General features: G+C 71.2%; 19 protein-coding genes. 8 read left to right on the plus strand and 11 right to left on the minus strand.

All coding sequences use genetic code 11. The features are described 5' to 3' along the window. Window positions 1-16: 16 nt before the first annotated feature. Together ABZ193_RS31225 and ABZ193_RS31230 are read left to right on the plus strand one after the other, a co-directional pair. On the plus strand, window positions 17-628 hold the full coding sequence (locus ABZ193_RS31225) for a TetR/AcrR family transcriptional regulator (RefSeq protein ID WP_354712469.1): 612 nt from the start codon (window positions 17-19) through the stop codon (window positions 626-628). Between the two features lie 67 nt (window positions 629-695). Continuing rightward, entirely contained in the window at window positions 696-1,463 is a 768-nt protein-coding gene (locus tag ABZ193_RS31230; RefSeq protein WP_354712470.1) for an ATP-binding protein, read from the plus strand. On the opposite strand, the gene ABZ193_RS31235 is transcribed toward ABZ193_RS31230, so the two are convergent. The 8 genes from ABZ193_RS31235 to ABZ193_RS31270 all read right to left on the minus strand — a co-directional run bounded on the left by ABZ193_RS31235 (window position 1,423) and on the right by ABZ193_RS31270 (window position 10,465). Then, on the minus strand, window positions 1,423-3,336 hold the full coding sequence (locus ABZ193_RS31235) for a CheR family methyltransferase (protein ID WP_354712471.1): 1,914 nt from the start codon (window positions 3,334-3,336) through the stop codon (window positions 1,423-1,425). The genes ABZ193_RS31230 and ABZ193_RS31235 overlap by 41 nt on opposite strands. Before the next feature lie 18 nt (window positions 3,337-3,354). Beyond that, window positions 3,355-4,398: a chemotaxis protein CheB gene (locus tag ABZ193_RS31240; RefSeq protein WP_354712472.1), complete on the minus strand. Its 1,044-nt coding sequence runs from the start codon at window positions 4,396-4,398 to the stop codon at window positions 3,355-3,357. A gap of 59 nt (window positions 4,399-4,457) precedes the next feature. After that, window positions 4,458-4,811 (minus strand): STAS domain-containing protein, encoded by a 354-nt coding sequence (locus ABZ193_RS31245; protein ID WP_354712473.1) that lies wholly within the window; start codon window positions 4,809-4,811, stop codon window positions 4,458-4,460. A 107-nt stretch (window positions 4,812-4,918) separates the two neighbouring features. After that, window positions 4,919-6,007, minus strand: coding sequence for a tRNA 2-thiouridine(34) synthase MnmA (mnmA, locus tag ABZ193_RS31250; protein ID WP_027931947.1), 1,089 nt, complete (start codon window positions 6,005-6,007; stop codon window positions 4,919-4,921). Next, complete coding sequence (locus tag ABZ193_RS31255; RefSeq protein ID WP_020422737.1) at window positions 6,007-7,203, minus strand: cysteine desulfurase family protein; 1,197 nt, start codon at window positions 7,201-7,203, stop codon at window positions 6,007-6,009. Before ABZ193_RS31255 ends, mnmA begins: the two co-directional genes overlap by 1 nt. 27 nt (window positions 7,204-7,230) lie before the next feature. After that, window positions 7,231-8,583 carry an MFS transporter gene (locus tag ABZ193_RS31260; protein ID WP_354712474.1) on the minus strand — a complete coding sequence of 451 codons (1,353 nt, stop codon included), beginning with the start codon at window positions 8,581-8,583 and terminating at the stop codon, window positions 7,231-7,233. Between the two features lie 221 nt (window positions 8,584-8,804). Next, entirely contained in the window at window positions 8,805-9,689 is an 885-nt protein-coding gene (locus ABZ193_RS31265; protein WP_354712475.1) for a lysophospholipid acyltransferase family protein, read from the minus strand. After that, window positions 9,686-10,465: a GNAT family N-acyltransferase gene (locus tag ABZ193_RS31270; RefSeq protein WP_020422734.1), complete on the minus strand. Its 780-nt coding sequence runs from the start codon at window positions 10,463-10,465 to the stop codon at window positions 9,686-9,688. The genes ABZ193_RS31265 and ABZ193_RS31270 overlap by 4 nt, the downstream gene beginning before the upstream one ends. Window positions 10,466-10,652: 187 nt before the next feature. Between ABZ193_RS31270 and ABZ193_RS31275 the strand changes: the two genes are divergently transcribed. Continuing rightward, window positions 10,653-11,801, plus strand: a complete 1,149-nt coding sequence (locus tag ABZ193_RS31275) for a mechanosensitive ion channel family protein (RefSeq protein ID WP_020422733.1) — start codon at window positions 10,653-10,655, stop codon at window positions 11,799-11,801. Window positions 11,802-11,856: 55 nt separating this feature from the next. On the opposite strand, the gene ABZ193_RS31280 is transcribed toward ABZ193_RS31275, so the two are convergent. Both ABZ193_RS31280 and ABZ193_RS31285 read right to left on the minus strand, forming a co-directional pair. Then, entirely contained in the window at window positions 11,857-12,813 is a 957-nt protein-coding gene (locus ABZ193_RS31280) for an electron transfer flavoprotein subunit alpha/FixB family protein (RefSeq protein WP_020422732.1), read from the minus strand. Between the two features lie 18 nt (window positions 12,814-12,831). Beyond that, entirely contained in the window at window positions 12,832-13,617 is a 786-nt protein-coding gene (locus ABZ193_RS31285) for an electron transfer flavoprotein subunit beta/FixA family protein (RefSeq protein WP_237338443.1), read from the minus strand. A 213-nt stretch (window positions 13,618-13,830) separates the two neighbouring features. Between ABZ193_RS31285 and ABZ193_RS31290 the strand changes: the two genes are divergently transcribed. Both ABZ193_RS31290 and ABZ193_RS31295 read left to right on the plus strand, forming a co-directional pair. Then, on the plus strand, window positions 13,831-14,673 hold the full coding sequence (locus tag ABZ193_RS31290) for a DegV family protein (protein WP_020422730.1): 843 nt from the start codon (window positions 13,831-13,833) through the stop codon (window positions 14,671-14,673). A 71-nt stretch (window positions 14,674-14,744) separates the two neighbouring features. Then, window positions 14,745-14,915 (plus strand): hypothetical protein, encoded by a 171-nt coding sequence (locus ABZ193_RS31295; RefSeq protein ID WP_354712476.1) that lies wholly within the window; start codon window positions 14,745-14,747, stop codon window positions 14,913-14,915. Here the strand turns inward: ABZ193_RS31295 and ABZ193_RS31300 are convergent. Beyond that, window positions 14,875-15,303, minus strand: a complete 429-nt coding sequence (locus ABZ193_RS31300) for a hypothetical protein (protein ID WP_020422729.1) — start codon at window positions 15,301-15,303, stop codon at window positions 14,875-14,877. The genes ABZ193_RS31295 and ABZ193_RS31300 overlap by 41 nt on opposite strands. A gap of 142 nt (window positions 15,304-15,445) precedes the next feature. Between ABZ193_RS31300 and ABZ193_RS31305 the strand changes: the two genes are divergently transcribed. From ABZ193_RS31305 to ABZ193_RS31315, 3 genes are read left to right on the plus strand one after another with little or no spacing between them, the layout of a single operon-like run. After that, the gene (locus ABZ193_RS31305) at window positions 15,446-16,255 is read left to right on the plus strand and encodes an ATP-binding protein (RefSeq protein ID WP_020422728.1); all 810 of its coding nucleotides are present in this window, start codon (window positions 15,446-15,448) and stop codon (window positions 16,253-16,255) included. Between the two features lie 22 nt (window positions 16,256-16,277). Next, the gene (locus ABZ193_RS31310; protein ID WP_354712477.1) at window positions 16,278-17,045 is read left to right on the plus strand and encodes a class I SAM-dependent methyltransferase; all 768 of its coding nucleotides are present in this window, start codon (window positions 16,278-16,280) and stop codon (window positions 17,043-17,045) included. Then, window positions 17,042-18,523: a glycoside hydrolase family 57 protein gene (locus ABZ193_RS31315; RefSeq protein ID WP_354712478.1), complete on the plus strand. Its 1,482-nt coding sequence runs from the start codon at window positions 17,042-17,044 to the stop codon at window positions 18,521-18,523. The genes ABZ193_RS31310 and ABZ193_RS31315 overlap by 4 nt, the downstream gene beginning before the upstream one ends. Window positions 18,524-19,117 lie beyond the last annotated feature (594 nt).

The following is a 19,117-nucleotide window of genomic DNA, read 5'->3' on the forward strand; positions in this document are numbered from 1 at the left end:
TTTTTTAGGAGGGTGAGTGCCGGAGCCCAAGTCGAGGCGCCACGGGGCCGAACTGGAGGCCGCGATCCTGGACGCCGCGTGGGCCGAACTCGTCGAGGTCGGGTACGCCAAGCTGACGATGGAAGGCGTCGCGGCCCGCGCGGGCACCAGCAAACCGGTGGTCTACCGGCGCTGGCCCGGACGTCCCGAATTGGTCCTCGCCGCGTGGCGCCGTCACATCCCGGACGCCGACAACCCGCCCGACCTCGGCGACCTCCGCTCGGATTTGCTGGCATTCCTGCATCGATTGTTGCACCGATTTCAGGACACGCCGCGCGATGTGCTGGTCGGACTGATGAGCGAAACGGTTCGCGACCCCGACGTTTTCGCTTTGCTGCTGAAGCAGATAGCGGCCGCGAAACACCGCCCCACCTTCGAAACCATCGTGCGCAGGGCCGTGGCGCGCGGCGAACTCCCGCCCGTCGAGATCACCCCGCGCGTCGCACGCGTCCCCCTCGACCTCGTCCGCGCCGAGGCCATCTTCCACCACGGGGAAATCGATGAGAAAACGATTACCGAGATCGTCGACGAAGTCTTCCTGCCCCTGTTGCGCGGATTGGCGCACAAGGAGTTCCATGTAGAGGAATGACCGGCCCCCGGCGGGGTACCACCCCGCTGACACAACCGACGAGAAGCGTGGAGGCGGTGTCGGCACAATGAGCACCGCTGGACGGGTCCTCATCCGGCAACGGGACGTCGCCGGATGCACGGTCGTCGATCTCGCCGGCCGGCTCAACGCCCAGACCTACGGTGAGCTCCGGGACAACCTGATCAAGCTGACCCTGGACCAGCCGCGGGCGTTGATCGTCCAGGTCGACGAACTGGACGTGGTCAGCGAGCCCGCGCTGACCGTCTTCTCTTCGGTGCGGATGCGCACCGACGCATGGCCGACCGTGCCGGTGCTGCTCGTCGTGCACGATCCGCAGCGGCACCGGATGATCGCCGGCAGCGCCATTCGCCGCTTCGTCCCGGTCCACTCCTCGCTCGACGCGGCGGTCGACGCAGTGGCCGAACCGCCGCCCCGGCGACGGCGGAGGGCCGTCTTCCTCCCGCTTCCCAGCAGCTCGCACGGCGCCCGGGCGTTCGTCCAGGAGACCTGTCGCGAGTGGAACGTCAAGCACCGGCTGGAGGACGCGCTCGGCGTCACCACCGAACTGGTCGAGAACGCGATCACGCACGCGGGCACGGCGCTCGAGGTCCGGCTCGAGCTGCACGCGGGTTACCTGACCGTCGCCGTCCGCGACGAGGACCCGCACCCGGCCGTCCTGCGGCAACGGCCGAGCGGACGCCTGCAGGGCTACGGCCTGCAGGTCATCTCCGCCCTGTCCCGGGCATGGGGCTGCTCCCCCGCCCAGGACGGCGGGAAGATCGTCTGGGCCGTGCTCAGCGTCGGTCCCCGTCGCCTCGCGCCGTTCCCTGTTTGACGTCCGGCAGCGAGTCCGAGATTCCGTCGAGGGTTTCCATCACCAGGATCGCGCCCGCCGACTCGCCACCGCGGTTGCGCAACGCGCCACAAGCGATCCGCACCGTCACCGGGCGCCCACGCCGGTTGATCGCCTTCAGCACGATCCGCTCGGTGAAGGACGCGTCGGCGAGGGCGGGCCGCACCACCGGGCGAAGCCCGGCGACCGGCAGCCCGATGTCGAGGTTCAGCAGGTGCTCGCCCTCGGCCTCTTCCGAGCGAAGCCCCCACAGGTCCTCCGCGCCCGCGTTCCAGGCGACCACGCGCATCTCCTGGTCGACGACCACGACACCGGCCTGCAGCGAGGTCAGGACCGACTCCAGGAACTCGTTCACGTCGTCCAGTTCGCTGGTGCGGTCCCGCAACGTGTTGTTGATCGACTGCAGCTCGTCGTTGGTGGACTGGAGTTCTTCGTTCGTGGTCTCCAGTTCCTCGTTCGTCGATTGGAGTTCCTCGTTCGTCGTCTCCAGCTCCTCCACCGTGGACTGGAGTTCCTCGTTCGTGGTCTCCAGCTCCTCGGTCGTGGACTGCAGCTCCTCGTAGGCGCTCTCGCGCTGCCGGTTCGCACTCGCCAGCTCGGCGAGCAGGCGGTGATTCGTCGTCACGTCGTGGAACACCACGGACACTCCGACGACGTCGTCGGACAGCGAGATCAGCGGGTTGATGTGCAGTTCCAGCGCCAGCATCTCACCGGGCCCGCGCTGCCACTCGACGTCCTTGACCCGCACGGCCCGCCGCTCGGCGCGAACCTGCTCGATGTAGGCGCGGAGCTCGACCGGCCGGTAGGAGATCTCCAGGTCCCGCAGCGGGCGGCCGATGTCGCGGTCGGTCAGGCCGAACACCTGCTGCGCCTGCCGATTGGCCAGTGCGACGACGTCATCGGCCGTCACCACGATCTGCGCGACCGGGTTCGAGTCGAACGTGAGCGCGCGCAGTTCGTCGATCTGGTCCAGCGAGTTCCGGCGTTCCGGCATCAGAGGGTGGCTGAACGGCGAGGAGCCGCCGATCCCCGTCGGTACCTTCCGGAAGATCCGGTACCGCAGGTTCACCGGCTCGAAGATGCGGCTGTGCGACAGCAGCATTTCCGCCTTGCCCATGAACAACACCCCGCGCGGCACGAGCGCGAAGTGCAGCTTCCGCAGGATGTTCGTCTGCGTGTCGGCGGTGAAGTACATCAGGGTGTTGCGGCAGACGAGCAGGTCGATGCGGGAGATGGGCGCGTCCTGGACCAGGTCGTTGCGGCCGAAGATCACCGACCGGCGCAGGTCCTTGTGGAAGACGTACCGGCCCGCGGAGTGCTCGAAGTAGCGCTGCACGTACTCCGACGGGAGGGCTTCCACGTCCTTCGCGGTGTAGGCGGCCTGCCGGGCCTGGACCAGCGCCTCCTCGTCGACGTCGGTCGCGTAGATCTTGACCCGCTGCCGGAACTGCTCCAGTCCCAGAACCTCGGCCAGCACCATGGCCAGGCTGTAGGCCTCCTCGCCGGAGGCGCAGCCCGCGCTCCACACCCGGATCTGGTCGTCGGGCGAGCGCTCGGCGAGGATCATCGGCACGATGTCCGACTGCAGGTAGTCCCAGGCGTCGGGGTCGCGGAAGAAGTTCGTGACGTTGATCAGGATGGTGTTGAACAGCGCGCCGAACTCGTCGCTGTTGGCCTGCAGGTGGTCGAGGTAGCTGGCGTAGTCCTCGCAGCCGACGATGCTCAGCCGCCGTGCGACCCGGCGCATGAGGCTGCTGCGCTTGTACCCGGTGAAGTCGAAACCGCGCGTTTCCTTCAGGTAGTCGAGGATGGCCTCGAAACCCTCGTCCGTCGCGGGCTCGATCTGCTCGTTCACGGTGCGGACCTTACAAGGTCAGGCGGTTTCGTCCGAGGCACCGTCCGGCAGGTCCGTCACGGTGGGCAGCTCCTCGAACAGGAACTTCCGCAACACCGTCGCCGCGTGGCCGGCTTCGTCGCGGTGCCGGGAGTAACGGCCGGCGACCAGCGGATAGCCCCGGCGTTCGGCGTCCCTGGTCATCCGGCCGGCCAGGTCCCGCTTCTCCTCGAGCGCGCGCAGAGCCGCCCACAGCGCCTGCTCGATGTCGCGGGACTGCTGCTGGAACAGGGCTTTCGCCGTCCAGGCGTGGCCGACGCGGCAGCGGTACCGGGTGCCCTCCTTGTCGAGCGAGAACAGCACGCCCTGGCAGTCCGGGCAAGCGAGGCCCGATGGCTCGGACACGTCGAGCACCTCCAGTGACACCGCGTTGGCCGGACCGTCGGACCGGGCGATGCGTGCTTCCATCTCCTGGATCAGGGGCACGGGTTCGTCGTCGCGCACCTCGACCGGCTCCCGCACCCGGTCGGCCAGCACGCGGCCGATCTCCACGGCTGGGACGACGTGGTCCGGGGACACCCTGGCCATCGCGTTCTCGGGCATCGCCGGGTAGATCGCGTCCTCCGGGTCCTGCACGATCGCGAGCCCGCCGCGGGACTTGATGGTGTCCAGCCCGGCGGAGCCGTCGTCGAGCGAGCCGGAGAGCACGACGCCGATCACCGCGGGACCGTGCGCGAGGACCGCGGACCGGAACAAGGCGTCGATCGCCGGCCGGTACCCGTTCTCCGTCGGTCCGCGGGACAGCTCACAACTGCCGTCCTCGACCAGCAGGTGGTGATCCGGCGGCGCGACGTAGATCCGCCCGTGCCGCAGCGGCTCGCCTGGCTTGGCCGCCATCGCGGGCAGGGCGCCGGACCGGCTGAGGATCGCCGGCAGCGCGCTGGCGCCGCCGGGCGGCAGGTGCAGCACGACCAGGACCGCCGCGGACAGGTCAGCGGGAAGGCCGCCGACGAAGGCGCGCAGCGCCTCGACGCCGCCTGCCGAAGCGCCGACGACGACGATGTCCCTGAACCGTTCGGCCATCAGAACACGCCTTCCACCCGGATCCGTCGCCCCCTCGACGGTATCGCTTTTCGGCGCGATCAGCCGATCATGGTCACCGCGTCGCACACGGACTCGTACCGCGGCAGGATCGAGGTCAGCCCGGAGAGGTCGAGGACGCGGTTCGCGCGGCAGCTGGGCGGCGCGACCAGCCGCAGCTCCCGGCCGCGTGCGCGCACGTCGAGCATCGCCTGAACGCCGGCGGCGCTGAGGAACGCGACCCCGGTCAGGTCGAGCACGACCGTGCCGGGCTGTTCGGCGAGTGTCTCGGCGAGCCGCGGCGCGGTGGAGAGATCGATCTCGCCGGTCGCGCGGACGACGGCCGCCCCGGACCGGTACTCGACCGCGAGGTCCAGCAGCCGCTCGGTGAGCGGTGTGCGCGGCTCGTCGGACACCAGGTTCGCCCCCTCGGCAACGTGGTCGTGTCTCCGGCCGGAACCGGACCACGATGCTAGCGCCGCCGGGTTAAACCGAACAGCCACTCAGTTCACCGCATCGGGGGTTACCCGTCGGTTGCCGCGATCTTCGCGCTGCCCAGCACGACGTCGCCTGCCGCGTCCGGCCGGTAGAGCACGGCGACCTGGCCGGGGGCGACGCCGGTGAGCGGTTCACGCAACTGGATCCGCACCTGGTCGCCGTCCACCTCGGCGACGGCCTCGCCGAGGCCGCCGTGCGCGCGGACCTGGACCACGCATTCGGTGGGGCCGTCGAGCGGCCCCGCGGGCCACACCGGGCGGTCGGCGCGGATCTCGCGGACGGTGAGCGCGTCGGCCGAGCCGACCTTGACCGTGCCGGAGACCGGCTCCAGCGCCAGCACGTACCGCGGCTTGCCGTCCAGCACCGAGCGGTCGATGCCGAGGCCCTTGCGCTGCCCGATGGTGAAGCCGTGCACACCGGTGTGGCGGCCCAGCACGGCGCCGGTCTCGGCGTCCACGAGGTCGCCTGGCCGCTGGCCGAGGCGCTTCTCCAGGAACTTCTTCGTGTCGCCGTCGGGGATGAAGCAGATGTCGTGGCTGTCCGGCTTGCGGGCGACGGCGAGGCCGCGGCGTTCGGCCTCCGCGCGGATGTCCGGCTTGCGAGTGTCGCCGACCGGGAACATCGAGTGGCGCAGCTGCTCCGGCGTCAGCGAGGCCAGCACGTAGGACTGGTCCTTGTCCGGGTCGACCGCCCTGCGCAGCTCCGGCACACCGTCCACAACGGACAGCCGGGCGTAGTGGCCGGTGGCGACTGCGTCGAAGCCGAGCGCGATCGCCTTCTCCAGCAGCGCCTCGAACTTGATCTTCTCGTTGCAGGTGACGCACGGGTTGGGGGTGCGGCCCGCGGCGTACTCGCCGACGAAGGTCTCGATGACCTCCTCGGTGAACCGCTCGGCGAAGTCCCAGACGTAGAACGGGATGCCGAGGATGTCCGCGGCGCGGCGCGCGTCGTGCGAGTCCTCGATCGTGCAGCACCCGCGCGAGCCGGTGCGCAGGGTGCCCGGCTTGGCCGACAGCGCCAGGTGCACCCCGACCACGTCGTGCCCGGCCTCCACCGCGCGGGCCGCCGCCACGGCCGAATCCACTCCCCCGCTCATCGCGGCCAGTACCCGCATCACACCTCCTGCTTGTTCTTGCGCAGCCCGGACAGCCCGGCCTGCCGCGCCCGCGCGACCACCGCCGCGATCTCCCGGGCCACCGCGTCCACGTCGTCCGGAGTGGACGTGTGCCCGAGGGAGAACCGCAGCGAGCCGCGGGCCGACGCGGCGTCGGCGCCCATCGCCAGCAGCACGTGGCTGGGCTGCGCGACCCCCGCGGTGCACGCCGAGCCGGTCGAGCACTCGATGCCCTTGGCGTCCAGCAACATCAGCAGGCTGTCGCCCGCGCAGCCGGGGAACGTGAAGTGTGCGATGCCGGGCAGTCTGCCCTCGCCCGTCGGCATGCCGTTGAGGATCACGTCCGGCACCTCGCGCCGGACGGCCTCGATGAGGGCGTCCCGCAGACCGCCGACCCGCTCGGCGTAGCGGGGCTGCTCGCGCACCGCTTCCTCGACGGCCGTCGCGAACGCGCGGATGGCGGGCACGTCGAGCGTGCCGGAGCGGACGTCGCGCTCCTGGCCGCCGCCGTGCAGCAGCGGCACGCACTCGGTGTCGCGGGACAGCACGAGCGCGCCGACGCCGTAGGGGCCGCCGAGCTTGTGCCCGGTGAGCGTGAGCGCGCTGACTCCGCTGTCCGCGAAGTGCACCGGGACAGCGCCGACGGCCTGCACGGCGTCGGTGTGCAGCGGGATTTCGTGCTCCGCGCAGATCGCCGCGAGCTCGGCCATCGGGTTGACCGTGCCGACCTCGTTGTTCGCCCACATGACGGTGACCAGCGCCACGTCGTCCGGGTCGGCCTCGATGGCCTTGCGCACGGTCTCCGGCAGCACGCGGCCGTGTTCGTCCACGTCGAGCCAGGTGACCTCGGCCTGGGCGTGGTCGGCGAGCCACTGCACCGCGTCCAGCACGGCGTGGTGCTCGACCGCGCTCGCCAGGACGCGGCGGCGCTTCGGGTCGGCGGCCTGGCGCGCCCAGTAGATGCCCTTGACCGCGAGGTTGTCGCTTTCCGTGCCGCCCGCGGTGAAGATGACTTCGGACGGACGGGCGCCCAGCGCCTCGCCGATGACCTCCCGCGCCTCCTCGACGGCCCGCCGCGCGCGGCGGCCGGAGGAATGCAGCGAGCTGGCGTTGCCCACCGTGGACAGCGCCTCGCTCATCGCCGCAATGGCGGACGGCGACATGGGGGTGGTCGCCGCGTGGTCGAGATAGGTCATCGCACTACCAGGGTAGACCGTGCGGTATCACTCGCGTGTGGGCCACCGCCGGGTGATGACGACGCCCACGGCGGCGAGCGCGGCGAGCGTGAGCGCGAGCACACCCAGGGCGGGCGCGGGCTCGTGCGCCGAGGCGAGCAGGCCGAGCAGGACCCCGCCGAAGCCGACGGTCAGCGCCGAGGTGACCCAGTCGCCCAGCTGCATGGCCGAGGTGTTGAACCCGCGCTCGTGCTCGGGTGAGAACCGCAGCAACAGCAGGGAGATCGACGGGTAGGCGATGCCCATGCCCGCCCCGCCGAGCAGGCACGCGGCGAACGCGAGCCAGCCGGGGAACCACGGCTGCGCGACGAACCCGAACAGCAGCACGGCGACGGCGACCATCCCGAAGCCGGCGCGCAGCAGCTTCTCGCGGGACCAGTCCGGGTGGCGGCCCTGCACGGCGGAGGCGGCGGACCAGGTGAGTGCGGAGGCGGTCAGCGGGAGCCCGGCCAGTGCCGGGCTGTAGCCGTGGACGGTGGCCATGGCCAGCGGGAGGTAGGCCTCCATCCCGGCGAAGGCGCCGCCGAGCAGCGCTCGCGAGGCGACGACCGTCGGCAGGCCGGGCCGCGCGGTGACCGTCCCCGGCGGCACGAGGCGGCGGACGGCGATGGTGAGCGCGAGGAGGCCGGCCGCGCCGTAGCCGAGCGCGGCGGGGCTGGGGTGCTGGGCGGCCCAGGTCAGCGCGGCGACCCCGGCCGCGGCGGCGAGGGCCACCAGGACCCCGGCGCGGCGTTGTCCGGCGCCCGCGGTGTGGGTGAGCCGTCGCGCGACCGGGATCAGCATCAGCAGGCCGACCAGGGCCAGCGGCACGAGGCCGAGGTACACCCAGCGCCAGCCGAGGTGCTCGGTGATGAGGCCGGCGACGGTCGGCCCGACGACGGCGGGCAGCACCCAGGCCGCCGCGTTGGCCGCGTACATGACGGGTCGTTCCCGGTCGGTGTAGACGAGCGCGATCAGCAGCGAGACGGCGACCAGGACGATGCCCGAGCCGAGCCCCTGGAGGACGCGACCGGCGAGCAGGAACGCCATGTCGGTGGCGGTCCCGGCGACGACCAGCCCGGCGAGGAACAGCCCGGGCCCGGCGATCATGGGAATCGCTGGCCCACGGCGGTCGCAGACCCGCCCGGACAACACGGTCGCCACGACGCTGGCGACGAGGAACGCGGTGAACGGCCAGGAGTAGAGCCGCTGCCCCTCCAGGTCGGCGACCACGGTGGGCATCGCGGTGGCGACGCCCATGCTCTCGAACGCGATGAGGGTGACGACGAGCAGGCTGGCCACGGTGGTCGTCCGGTGCTCGGCCGTCCACAGCACCCCCCGCGACCGGGCTTCGACGATCATGACCTCAGGCTGCAACCTCCACCACACTGGAGGTCAAGAACCAGCCACAAAACCGCCACCCGGCAACGGAACGCACCAAACCCCCCGAACCACTCCCCTCCCGCAACCCGATCCCCAGCCGAATCGGTTGCCGAGCCACCGAGTCAAGGCACGCTTTCCCGCCTTGACGCGGGGTCTCGGCAACCGAACAATTCAAGATCGGGTTCGGAAGGGGCTTCTTCTCATCCGGGCGTAGCGAAGCGAAGCCCGGCGCCCTCAACACCCGCGTAGCGCCGCCCAATGGAGCCCCGCTGCGAAGGCAAAGCCACATTCCCCAACGCAGCCTGCACCGACGCCTCAGCCAGCGCAGCCAACTCCCGCCGATCCGAAGCACGCCCCGGCGCGATCTCCCCGCACACGATCACCTCGAGCACCAGCCCACGCAACGCCGCGACCCGCTTCAGCGAATCGATCAGCGACTCCGGCCCGATGAACGCGGGCTGGGTCGTCTCACGGCCGTCGGCCATCCGGTAGCGCAGCGCGAGCGGCCGCACCGGGACACCGGCGTCGATCGCGGCCTGGAAGGTCGCCGGGCGGAACCGGCCGGACGCCAGGCCGCACCACGTGGTGCCCTCGGGTGTGACGTTCACCAGCGAACCGGCCCGCAGGGCGGCGGCCAGCTGGTCGATCGTGGACGGCAGTGTCGACAGCCGTTCGCGGTCCAGGAAGATGCTGCCGCCGCGCGCGACCAGCGTACCCAGCACCGGCCAGCCCGCGATCTCCCGCTTCGCCAGCGCGCGCATCGGGCGCACCGCGTTGACCGCCACGATGTCCAGCCACGAGATGTGGTTGTTCACCACCAGCGCCCCGCGGCCGCCGCTGTCCAGCGGCTCGCCCCGGACCACCAGCCGCACCCCGAACGCCCGCAGCACACCGCGGAACACCAGCCGTGCCACCGAATTCCGGCACCGCGGCACGAACATCACCGGCAGGGCCCCGAATGCCAGCAGCACCACGCCGACAGCGGCGGTGAACCGCAGCGCGCGCCGCACCCCGCCGACCGACGGCGCGCCCGGCGTCAGGCACCCGTCGCCGCACGGCGAAGCGGGCATCCAGGGGTGGCTCATGCCTGGTTCCCGAGGAAGAACTTGAGGTAGCGCTCGTCCATCTGCTGCAGGTCGAGCAGGGTGAAGAAGTCGGCGACGGCGAAGTCCGGGTCGTGCGCGGGCGGGCCGCACACCTTCGCGCCGAGGCGGGTGTAGCCCTTGATCAGCGGCGGCAGCAAGGCTCGGGCCGGGCGCGCGATGTCCGCGTCCTGCCACGGGTTCAGCGGCGTCACGCGCTGCGACTCGGGCGCGTAGTGCTTGGCGCGGAGGAGGTCCCACACGCCCGCCGCGTAGGAGCCGCCGTCGGTGAGCGGGACCGACGCGCAGCCGCCCAGGTAGCGGTGGCCGGACAGCAGCATGTACCGCCCGATCCCGGCCCACACCAGGCTCACCACGGCGCCGGTGCGGTGGTCGGGGTGCACGCACGAGCGGCCGGTCTCGACGAGGGAGCCCCGCAGGCCGGCGAGGTTCGACAGGTCGAACTCGGTTTCGGAGTACAGGCCGCCGGCCCGCTCGGCGCGTCCCGGCGGGAGCATCCGGTAGGTGCCGACGATCTCGCCGGTGTTGTCGTCGCGCACCACGAGGTGGTCGCAGAACTCGTCGAACCGGTCGGCGTCCACGCCGGGCGCGGAGTGCAGGGTGGCCCCCATCTCCTCGGCGAAGACCTGGTAGCGGAGCCGTTGTGCGGCAACCACTTCGTCGTTGTCGTAGGCGACGAGGAGGGAGTAGCGGGCAGCGCCATCGGGGAGCTGGCCGTCCTGGCTGTCGGTGCTGACGAGCAACTGGGACCGCGTCATGTCTGTAGGTGTACCGGCGGGAAGGAAACCGCCAGGAGGTTCATCGCGTGACCACCTCGTGCACGTTGGATGAACCACGGGTTCTCAGGGTTCTCTCAGGAAGCCTGCGTGATCAGGCTCAAGTCATGAGATCGACACGATCGGGGTATGGCCTCACGGAACGTGGTGCCGACCGGAAGTGAGAGGGATGTCCGGCAGCTGGTTGCGGATCGTGGTGGCGCTCGGCGTGGCGGCGGTGGTGTTCGGCCTGTTCCTGGCCGTCGAGTACGTGCTGCGGCGGGTCCTGCGGCGGCTCGGTCAGCGCGCGACCGTGCTCGGTGAGCTCGCCGAGCACATCCACGCGCCGCTGCGGTGGTTCGGCGCGATGATCGTCCTGCGCATCACCGTGCTCGTCGCGTTGCCCACCGGGTCCTGGCGCAACGCCACCTCGCACGTGCTGACGCTGGCGCTGATCGGGACCGGCGCGTGGCTGCTGGCCGGCGTGCTGACCGCGATCGAGCAGACGATGCTCGGACGCTGGCGCGTCGACGTCGCCGACAACCGGCACGCGCGGCGCATGCAGACGCAGATCCGGCTGGTGCGGCGGGTGATCGTGGCCGCGATCGCGGTGCTCGCGCTCGGCGCGATGCTGATGACGTTCCCCGGGCTGCGCACGGCGGGCACCAGCCTGCTGGCCTCGGCCGGCGTCATCGGCGCGATCGCCGCGCTGGCCGCGCAGTCGTTGCTTGGCAACGTGTTCGCCGGGCTGCAGATCGCGTTCAGCGACGCCATCCGGCTGGACGACGTGGTGATCGTGGAGAACGAGTGGGGCCGCGTCGAGGACATCACGCTGACCTACCTGGTGGTGCACCTGTGGGACGACCGGCGGCTGGTCATCCCGACCGCGCAGTTCATGTCGCAGCCGTTCGAGAACTGGACCCGCCGCGACGCCGCGCTGCTCGGGACGGTGGAGCTGGACGTCGACTGGACGATGCCGGTCGACGAGATGCGCGACGAGCTGCGGCGGATCCTGGAGTCGACCGACCTGTGGGACGGCCGGGTGAGCGTGCTGCAGGTGACCGACGCGACGCACACCCTGGTGCGCGTGCGGGCGCTGGTGAGCGCGGTGGACGCCGGCACGCTGTGGGACCTGCGCTGCCTGGTGCGGGAGCAGCTGGTGCAGTGGCTGCGGAGCAAGCACCCATACGCCGTGCCGCGCGTGCGGACCGAGCGCGTCCCCGAGACCCCGTCGCGCCGCACCGAGGAGGAACCGCCCGAGCAGGACGCGCGCGTGTTCGGCGGCAGCGTCGACGGCATGGTGCGGGAGCACGCCTTCCACGGGCCTGGCCGGTCGTGAAAAAAGGGCCACCGCCGGAAAATCCGGCGGTGGCCCCTCAGGCTTCAGGCGAACGTCAGCTCTTGCGCTTGGTGACCTCTTCGGTCAGCTGCGGCGCGACGTTGAACAGGTCGCCCACCACACCGAAGTCGGCGATCTCGAAGATCGGCGCCTCCGGGTCCTTGTTGACCGCGACGATGGTCTTCGAGGTCTGCATGCCGGCCCGGTGCTGGATCGCGCCGGAGATGCCCAGCGCGACGTACAGCTGCGGCGACACCGTCTTACCGGTCTGCCCAACCTGGAACTGCGCCGGGTAGTAGCCGGAGTCGACCGCGGCGCGCGAGGCGCCGACGGCCGCGCCGAGCGAGTCGGCCAGCTTCTCCACGACCTCGAACTTCTCGGCCGAACCGACACCGCGGCCACCGGACACCACGATCGTGGCCTCGGTCAGCTCGGGGCGGTCACCGCCGACGACCGGCTCCACGCCGGTGATCTTCGCCGACTTGGCGGCGTCCACCGCGGGCAGCTCGACGGCCTCCTCGGCCGCCGCGCCCTCGGCCTGCGCGGCCTCGACCGCACCCGGGCGCACCGAGATGATCGGCAGGCCCTGGGCCTTCGACTTCACCGAGTACGCGCCACCGAAGATGGACTGCTCCACGGTGCCGTCGGAGTTGACACCCACGGCGTCGTAGATCAGGCCGCCGCCGACGCGGATCGCCAGACGGCCGGAGACCTCCTTGCCCTCGGCGGACGCGGTGACGATCACCGCCGCCGGGGAGGCCTGCTCGACCAGCTTGGCCAGCGCGTCGACCTTCGGGGTCACCAGGTAGTTCGCGGCGTCCTCGGACTCGGCCACGTACACCTTCTGGGCACCGTAAGCGCCCAGCTGCTCCTTGAACTTGCCGGCGGTGCCCGGGGCGCCGACGACGACGGCCGACGGCTCGCCCAGCTCGCGGGCGGCGGTCAGCGCCTCGAACGTGGTCTTCTTCAGCTCGCCGTTGAGGTGGTCGACGAGAACCAGAACTTCAGCCATTGCTCCGTTGCTCCTGCCTCAGATGATCTTCTGGCCGACCAGGTACTCGGCGATCTTGCTGCCGCCGTCACCCTCGTCCTCGACGCGCTCACCCGCGGTGCGCGGGGGCTTCGGGGCCGCTTCGACCACAGTGGACAGCGCGCTGCCGAGGCCGACGGCGCCCGCGTCGACGCCGAGGTCGGCGATCGTCAGGGTCTCCACCGGCTTCTTCTTCGCGGCCATGATGCCCTTGAAAGACGGGTAACGCGGCTCGTTGATCTTCTCGGTGACGCTCACCAGCGCGGGCAGGTTCGCCTCGAGGTGGGTCAGGCCGTCGTCGGTCTCCCGGTCGGCCTTGACGGTGCTGCCCTCGACGGTCAGCGACCGGACCTGGGTCAGCTGCGGCAGCCCGAGCAGCTCGGCCAGCATCGCGGGAACGGCGCCGGCGCGGCCGTCCGAGGCCTCGTTGCCGGCGATGACCAGGTCGAAGCCCTCGACCTTGCCGACGGCGGCGGCGAGCACCTTGGCGGTGGCCACGGCGTCGGAGCCGTGCAGGGCCTCGTCCGAGACGTGGATGGCCTTGTCCGCGCCCATCGAGAGGGCCTTGCGGATGGCGTCGGTCGCGCGGTCCGGGCCCACCGAGATCACGGTGACCTCGCCCTCGCCGGCTTCCTTGATCTTCAGCGCTTCTTCGACCGCCTTCTCGTTGATCTCGTCGAGAACGGCGTCGGCGGACTCGCGGTCGAGCGTGTGGTCACCATCGGAGAGCTTGCGCTCCGAATAGGTGTCCGGCACCTGCTTGACCAGGACAACAATGTTCGTCATTGGTCCCCTTCGACCTCCCTGAACCAGCCTTACTGGTCGGTAGCGTAGGGAGATTTCAGCCCCGACGCGCCCCGAGGTGACGGCATTCACCCGGAATCCCGATTTATCGGGACGATCGTTCAGCTTTATCTCCGATGCGCCCAGGCTACTCCGAGTGGACGCTTGCGCGGATGGGTTACCCCGGATGGTGCGATCGGTCTAACCTGACTTCCCGTGCCCAACCACGTCGCCGTAGTGACCGACTCGACCGCGTCCCTGCCGGAGCAGCTGCGCAAGCAGTGGGACATCTCGGTCATCCAGCTCCAGCTGCAGGTGGGCGACCAGGTCGACGAGGAGAACCGGTTCGACCGCGGCGAGCTGACCGAGGCACTGAAGGCCGGGCAGCGGGTGAGCACGAACCCGCCCGATCCCGGCGCCTTCTTCTGGACCTACCAGGACGCCGCCGCGGCCGGCGCGAGCGCGATCGTGAGCGTACACATCTCGGAGCGCATGTCGGCGACGCTGGCGTCCGCACGGGAGGCGGCGCGCCAGGTGCAGATCCCGGTGTACCCGCTGGACAGCGGCACGACCGGGATGAGCCTCGGCTTCGCCGTGCTGTCCGCGGCCAGGGCCGCCGCGGCGGGCGGACGGGTCGAGCGCGTGATCGAGGCGGCGCAGCGGCGGTTCGCGACCAGCAGCGAACTGCTCTACGTGGACACTCTGGAGTACCTGCGCCGCGGCGGCCGGATCGGCGGCGCGGCCGCGCTCCTGGGCACCGCGCTGTCGATCAAGCCGCTGCTCACCGTGCGTGACGGCGAAGTGGCGCCGCTCGCGCGGGCCGCCGGCAGCAGGCGCGCGCTGGCGAAGCTCGTCGACCTGGCCGCCGCACGGGCCGGCAATCTGCCCACCGACCTGGCGATTTCCTGCTTCCGCCCCAGCGAGCGCGAGCTGATGCTGGTCCAGCAGCTGCGCGAGCGGATCCCGAACGTGACCGAGCTGAGCATCGTCGAGGCCAGCACCGTGATCGGCGCGCACGTCGGCCCCGGTGCGCTGAGCATCACGGTCTCCCCCGGGTAGCCGTGGAACCAGCGGGGTAACCCATCCGTTGACCCGGTGACGAAACCGGCATACCGCCCCGGAGGACGGACATGGCTTCGCTGTTCAGCAAGATCGCCCGATTCGCCAACTCCCCGCAGGGCAAGCGCGCCATCCGGCAGGCGCAGCAGTTCGCCAACGACCCCCGCCGCCGCGCACAGGCCAAGTCGGCCATCGCCAAGCTCAAGGCACGCGTGAGCGGGCACGGTCGCCGGCCGTACTGACCTTTCCCGGCAACACCACGACCGCCAGCGCCAGCAGGGCCAGCCCGGGCAACGCGACCGCGTTGATCACCTGGTCCAGCGGCTGGAACACGTGCAGGTGCATCAGGTGGTAGATCGCGTGCGGCACCGAGAAGACCAGCCACGCGACACCGGCCAGGCGCGCGGCGGTCGTGGTCCGCACGACGATCGCCCCGATCGTCACCGCGCCGAGCGCGAGGAACATCGAGCCGACGTCGCGGATGAGGTGTTCGTTGTAGGGGCCGTCCAGCGAGACCCAGCTCGGCCGGATCACCGGGAAGTCGCCGTAGAAGCTCTCCGGCAGGACCGCTGCCCAGAAGCCCACTACGAGGCCGGTCAGCGCGAGCAGTGTGAGAATTCCGAGTCGCATGCCATGAGGACTGCGCAGCCCTCGGGAACGTGACAGCCGGCCGTTGTTGGATCGTTTCCACCGGAACCGTAACGGAGTAGCTTGCTCACCCGATAGGGTTACGCCTCAGCTCGCACTGCTGCTACTGAGGGGAGCCGTCACGGTGCACACGGCTACGAGCGTCCGGGACGACCAGCACATCCAGCCCGACCTCCGCCGCTTCGCCGCGGCGCCCTTCGACAGCAGACCGGTGGCGACCGCGACCGAGGCCGACCTGGACGTGCGCCTGTTCCGCACCACCTACCTGCCGTCGTTCGTGGCGAGCGAGGCGCTGGAGGAAAATTCCCGTCCCGTCGAGAAGGACCTCGCGTGGCTGCGGCTGACGACGCCGGGCGGGGTGCCGACCGCGCTCGGCGTGCTGACCATCGGGCGGGACCCGAGCGCTCACGTGCCCGGCGCCTACGTCCAGTTCGTCCGCTACCAGGGCCTGGACCCGGACGCGCCGGTCGCCGACCAGCAGGAGCTGCGCGGCAACCTGGTGGAGACCGCGGTGCGGCTGAGCGCGCTGCTCAGCGGCCACCTGCGGACGCGGCTGGCCGACGGCGAGGGCTTCCGCGAGGAGCAGCTGCCGGACTACCCGCTGGAGGCGCTGCGGGAGACGTGCATGAACGCGGTGATGCACCGCAACTACGAGACCTCGCACGCGCCGGTGCGGATCAGCTGGTTCGACGACCGCATCGAGGTGACCAACCCCGGCGGCCCGTACGGGCAGGTCCGGCCGGACAACTTCGACCGCGTGCACGACTACCGCAACCCGAACCTGGCGCGTGCGATGAAGGCGCTGGGGTACGTGAACCGCTTCGGCCGCGGCATCTTCCGGATCCGTTCGGCGATGGCGAAGGCGGGCAACCCGGTGCCCGAGTTCCGCGTCGACGCCTCGTCGTGGTCGGTCGTGCTGCGGAAGTGGCCCTGACTCACCCAGTAGTGTCCCCGGGGTGAGTACGTCGCGCGCCGAAGCACTGCACCTGACCGGGGAACGCACGGTCCCGGGCATCGCCGAGGAGAACTACTGGTTCCGTCGGCACGAGGCGGCTTACCACGCGCTGCTGCCGTGGTGCGCCGGCGCCGTGGTGCTGGAGGCGGGCTGCGGTGAGGGCTACGGCGCCGGGCTGATCGCCTCGACGGCGAAGTCGGTGCTCGCGCTCGACTACGACCAGCCGACCACGGAGCACGTCGCCCGGCGTTATCCGCAGGTGTGGACAGCACGTGGGAACCTGGTGCAGCTGCCGCTGCGCGACGGCTCCGTCGACGTCGTCGCCAATTTCCAGGTGATCGAGCACCTGTGGGACCAGGGCGCGTTCCTGGCGGAGTGCCTGCGCGTGCTGCGGCCGGGCGGGCGGCTGCTGGTCACGACGCCGAACCGGATCACGTTCACCCCGGACAGCGACACGCCGCTGAACCCGTTCCACACCAGGGAACTCGCGGCGGACGAGCTGGATTCGCTGTTGCGCGAGGCGGGTTTCGCGGTCGAGCTGATGCACGGCCTGCACCACGGCCCGGGCGTGCGGGAGCTGGACGCCCGGTACGGCGGGTCGATCATCGACGCGCAGCTGGAAGTCGTGATGGGACACCTGCCGGGGCAGGCGCCGTGGCCGCCGGAGCTGCTGGCGGACGTCGCGGCGATCCGCGCCTCGGACTTCGAGATTCACGGCGAGCGGGTGGACGAGAGCCTGGACCTGGTCGCGGTGGCGGTGCGGCCGTGACCGGGGAGGGGACGTTCTGCCTGGTGCTGCACAGCCACCTGCCGTGGCTGCCGCACCACGGGTCGTGGCCGGTCGGCGAGGAGTGGCTGTACCAGGCGTGGGCGCACTCGTACCTGCCGGTGGTGGACCTGCTGCGGCGGTTCGCGGCGGAGGGCAGGCGGGACGTGCTGACGCTCGGGGTGACGCCGGTGCTCGCGGCGCAGCTGGACGACCCGTACGCGTTGCGGGCGTTCCACGAGTGGCTCGGGCACTGGCAGTTGCGGACGGTGCAGGCCGGGACGCTGTGGCGGGAGGACCCGTTGCTGCGGGAGCTGGCGGCGGCGGAGTACCGCACGGCGACGCGGTCGCTGGAGGACTTCGAAACACGGTGGCACCACGGGTTTTCGCCGGTGCTGCGGTCCCTTGTGGACTCCGGGGTGATGGAGTTGCTCGGCGGGCCGTACGCGCACCCGTTCCAGCCGTTGCTGCAGCCGCGGGTCCGGCAGTTCATGTTGCGGGGCGGCCTGGCGGACACCGAGTTGCGGATCGGGCACCGGCCGGACGGGATCTGGGCGCCGGAGTGCGGTTACGCGCCGGGCATGGAGGAGGACTACGCGGCGGCCGGCGTGCGGCGGTTCCTGGTGGACGGTCCGGCGTTGCACGGGGACACGGCGTTCGCGCGGCCGGTGGGTTCGACGGACGTGTTGTGCTTCGGGCGGGATCTGGAGGTCACGTACCGGGTGTGGTCGCCGCGGGCGGGTTACCCGGGGCACGCGAACTACCGGGATTTCCACACGTGGGCGCACGAGGTGGGGTTGAAGCCGTCGCGGGTGACGGGCAAGCAGGTGGAGCCCGCGGAGAAGGCGCCGTACGACCCGGCGCTGGCCGCGGACACCCTGCGGACGCACGTGAAGGACTTCGTGGAGACGGTGGTGTCGCGGCTGCGTGCGTTGCGTTCCGTGCACGGCCGGGAAGCTCTGGTCGTGGCGGCGTACGACACCGAGTTGTTCGGCCACTGGTGGCACGAGGGTCCCGCGTGGCTGGAGGGCGTGCTGCGGGCGCTGCCGGAGGCGGGCGTGCGGGTGACGACGCTGCAGGGCGCGGTCTCGGCGGGGCTCGTCGGTGCGCCCGTGGAGTTGCCCGCATCGTCGTGGGGTTCGGGCAAGGACTGGCGCGTCTGGGACGGTGAGCAGGTGGCCGACATGGTGGCGGACAACGCGGCTTTGCAGGAGCGCTTGCTGGCCCTCCCCCGCACGGAGATGCGCGACCGGGTGGCGGACTGGGCAGTGGGCGAGGCGACGATGGCCCTGTCGAGCGACTGGGCGTTCATGGTGACGAAGGACTCGGCCGCGGACTACGCCCGCCGCCGCGCGGCCGTGCACACCGCGCGTTTCGATGAACTGGCGGGCTGGATCGGCCGGGGTCCGCTTCCGGCGGCGGTGGAGCGCTGGGCGCGGGAGGACAATCCGTTTGGACAGCTGGATGCGCGGCAGCTCTGAGGCTAGCCAACCTGAACCTGGCGCCGCCGCGCGATGTCGCCTCCCCGCCGTCCGACAACCCGAAGCACTGGCCGCCCACCGGCGCCGCCGCCGGGCCGCCCACCGTCCTGTCGCGCCTCCGCGCACCCGGCCCGGCCGCCCACCGCCGTCCTGTAGCGCCTCCGCACTGCCCGACCGCCCACGCCATCCGATAGCGCCTCCGCGCCTCCCGGCAACCTGAACCACCCACCGACCGGCATCGCCTCGCCACCGCCCGGCTACCCACCTACCGTCTGGCAACGCCTCCGCGCTACACGGCAACCCGAACCGCCCCGGCGCCGCCACCCGGCGACGCCCCAGTCCACACGGTCGAGGCAATCCCCGCCCACCACCCGGAAATTCACTCCGCCCCGGCTGCCGGCCCAGGCCGCACCACGTCCCCGGTCGCCGCCGGGCCACTCACCACCCCGCCTTCCCGCAGCCTGACAACCCGAACCACCCACCGTCCGGCAGCACCTCCCCGCCGCCCGGCCACTCACCGCCGCCCGGCAGCACCTCCCCCCGGCCCGGCCACCCACCGCCGCCCGGCAGCACCATCGTAAGAGAACACCTCTG

Source organism: Amycolatopsis sp. NPDC006125 (assembly GCF_040614195.1).
Taxonomy (GTDB): domain Bacteria; phylum Actinomycetota; class Actinomycetes; order Mycobacteriales; family Pseudonocardiaceae; genus Amycolatopsis_E; species Amycolatopsis_E tucumanensis.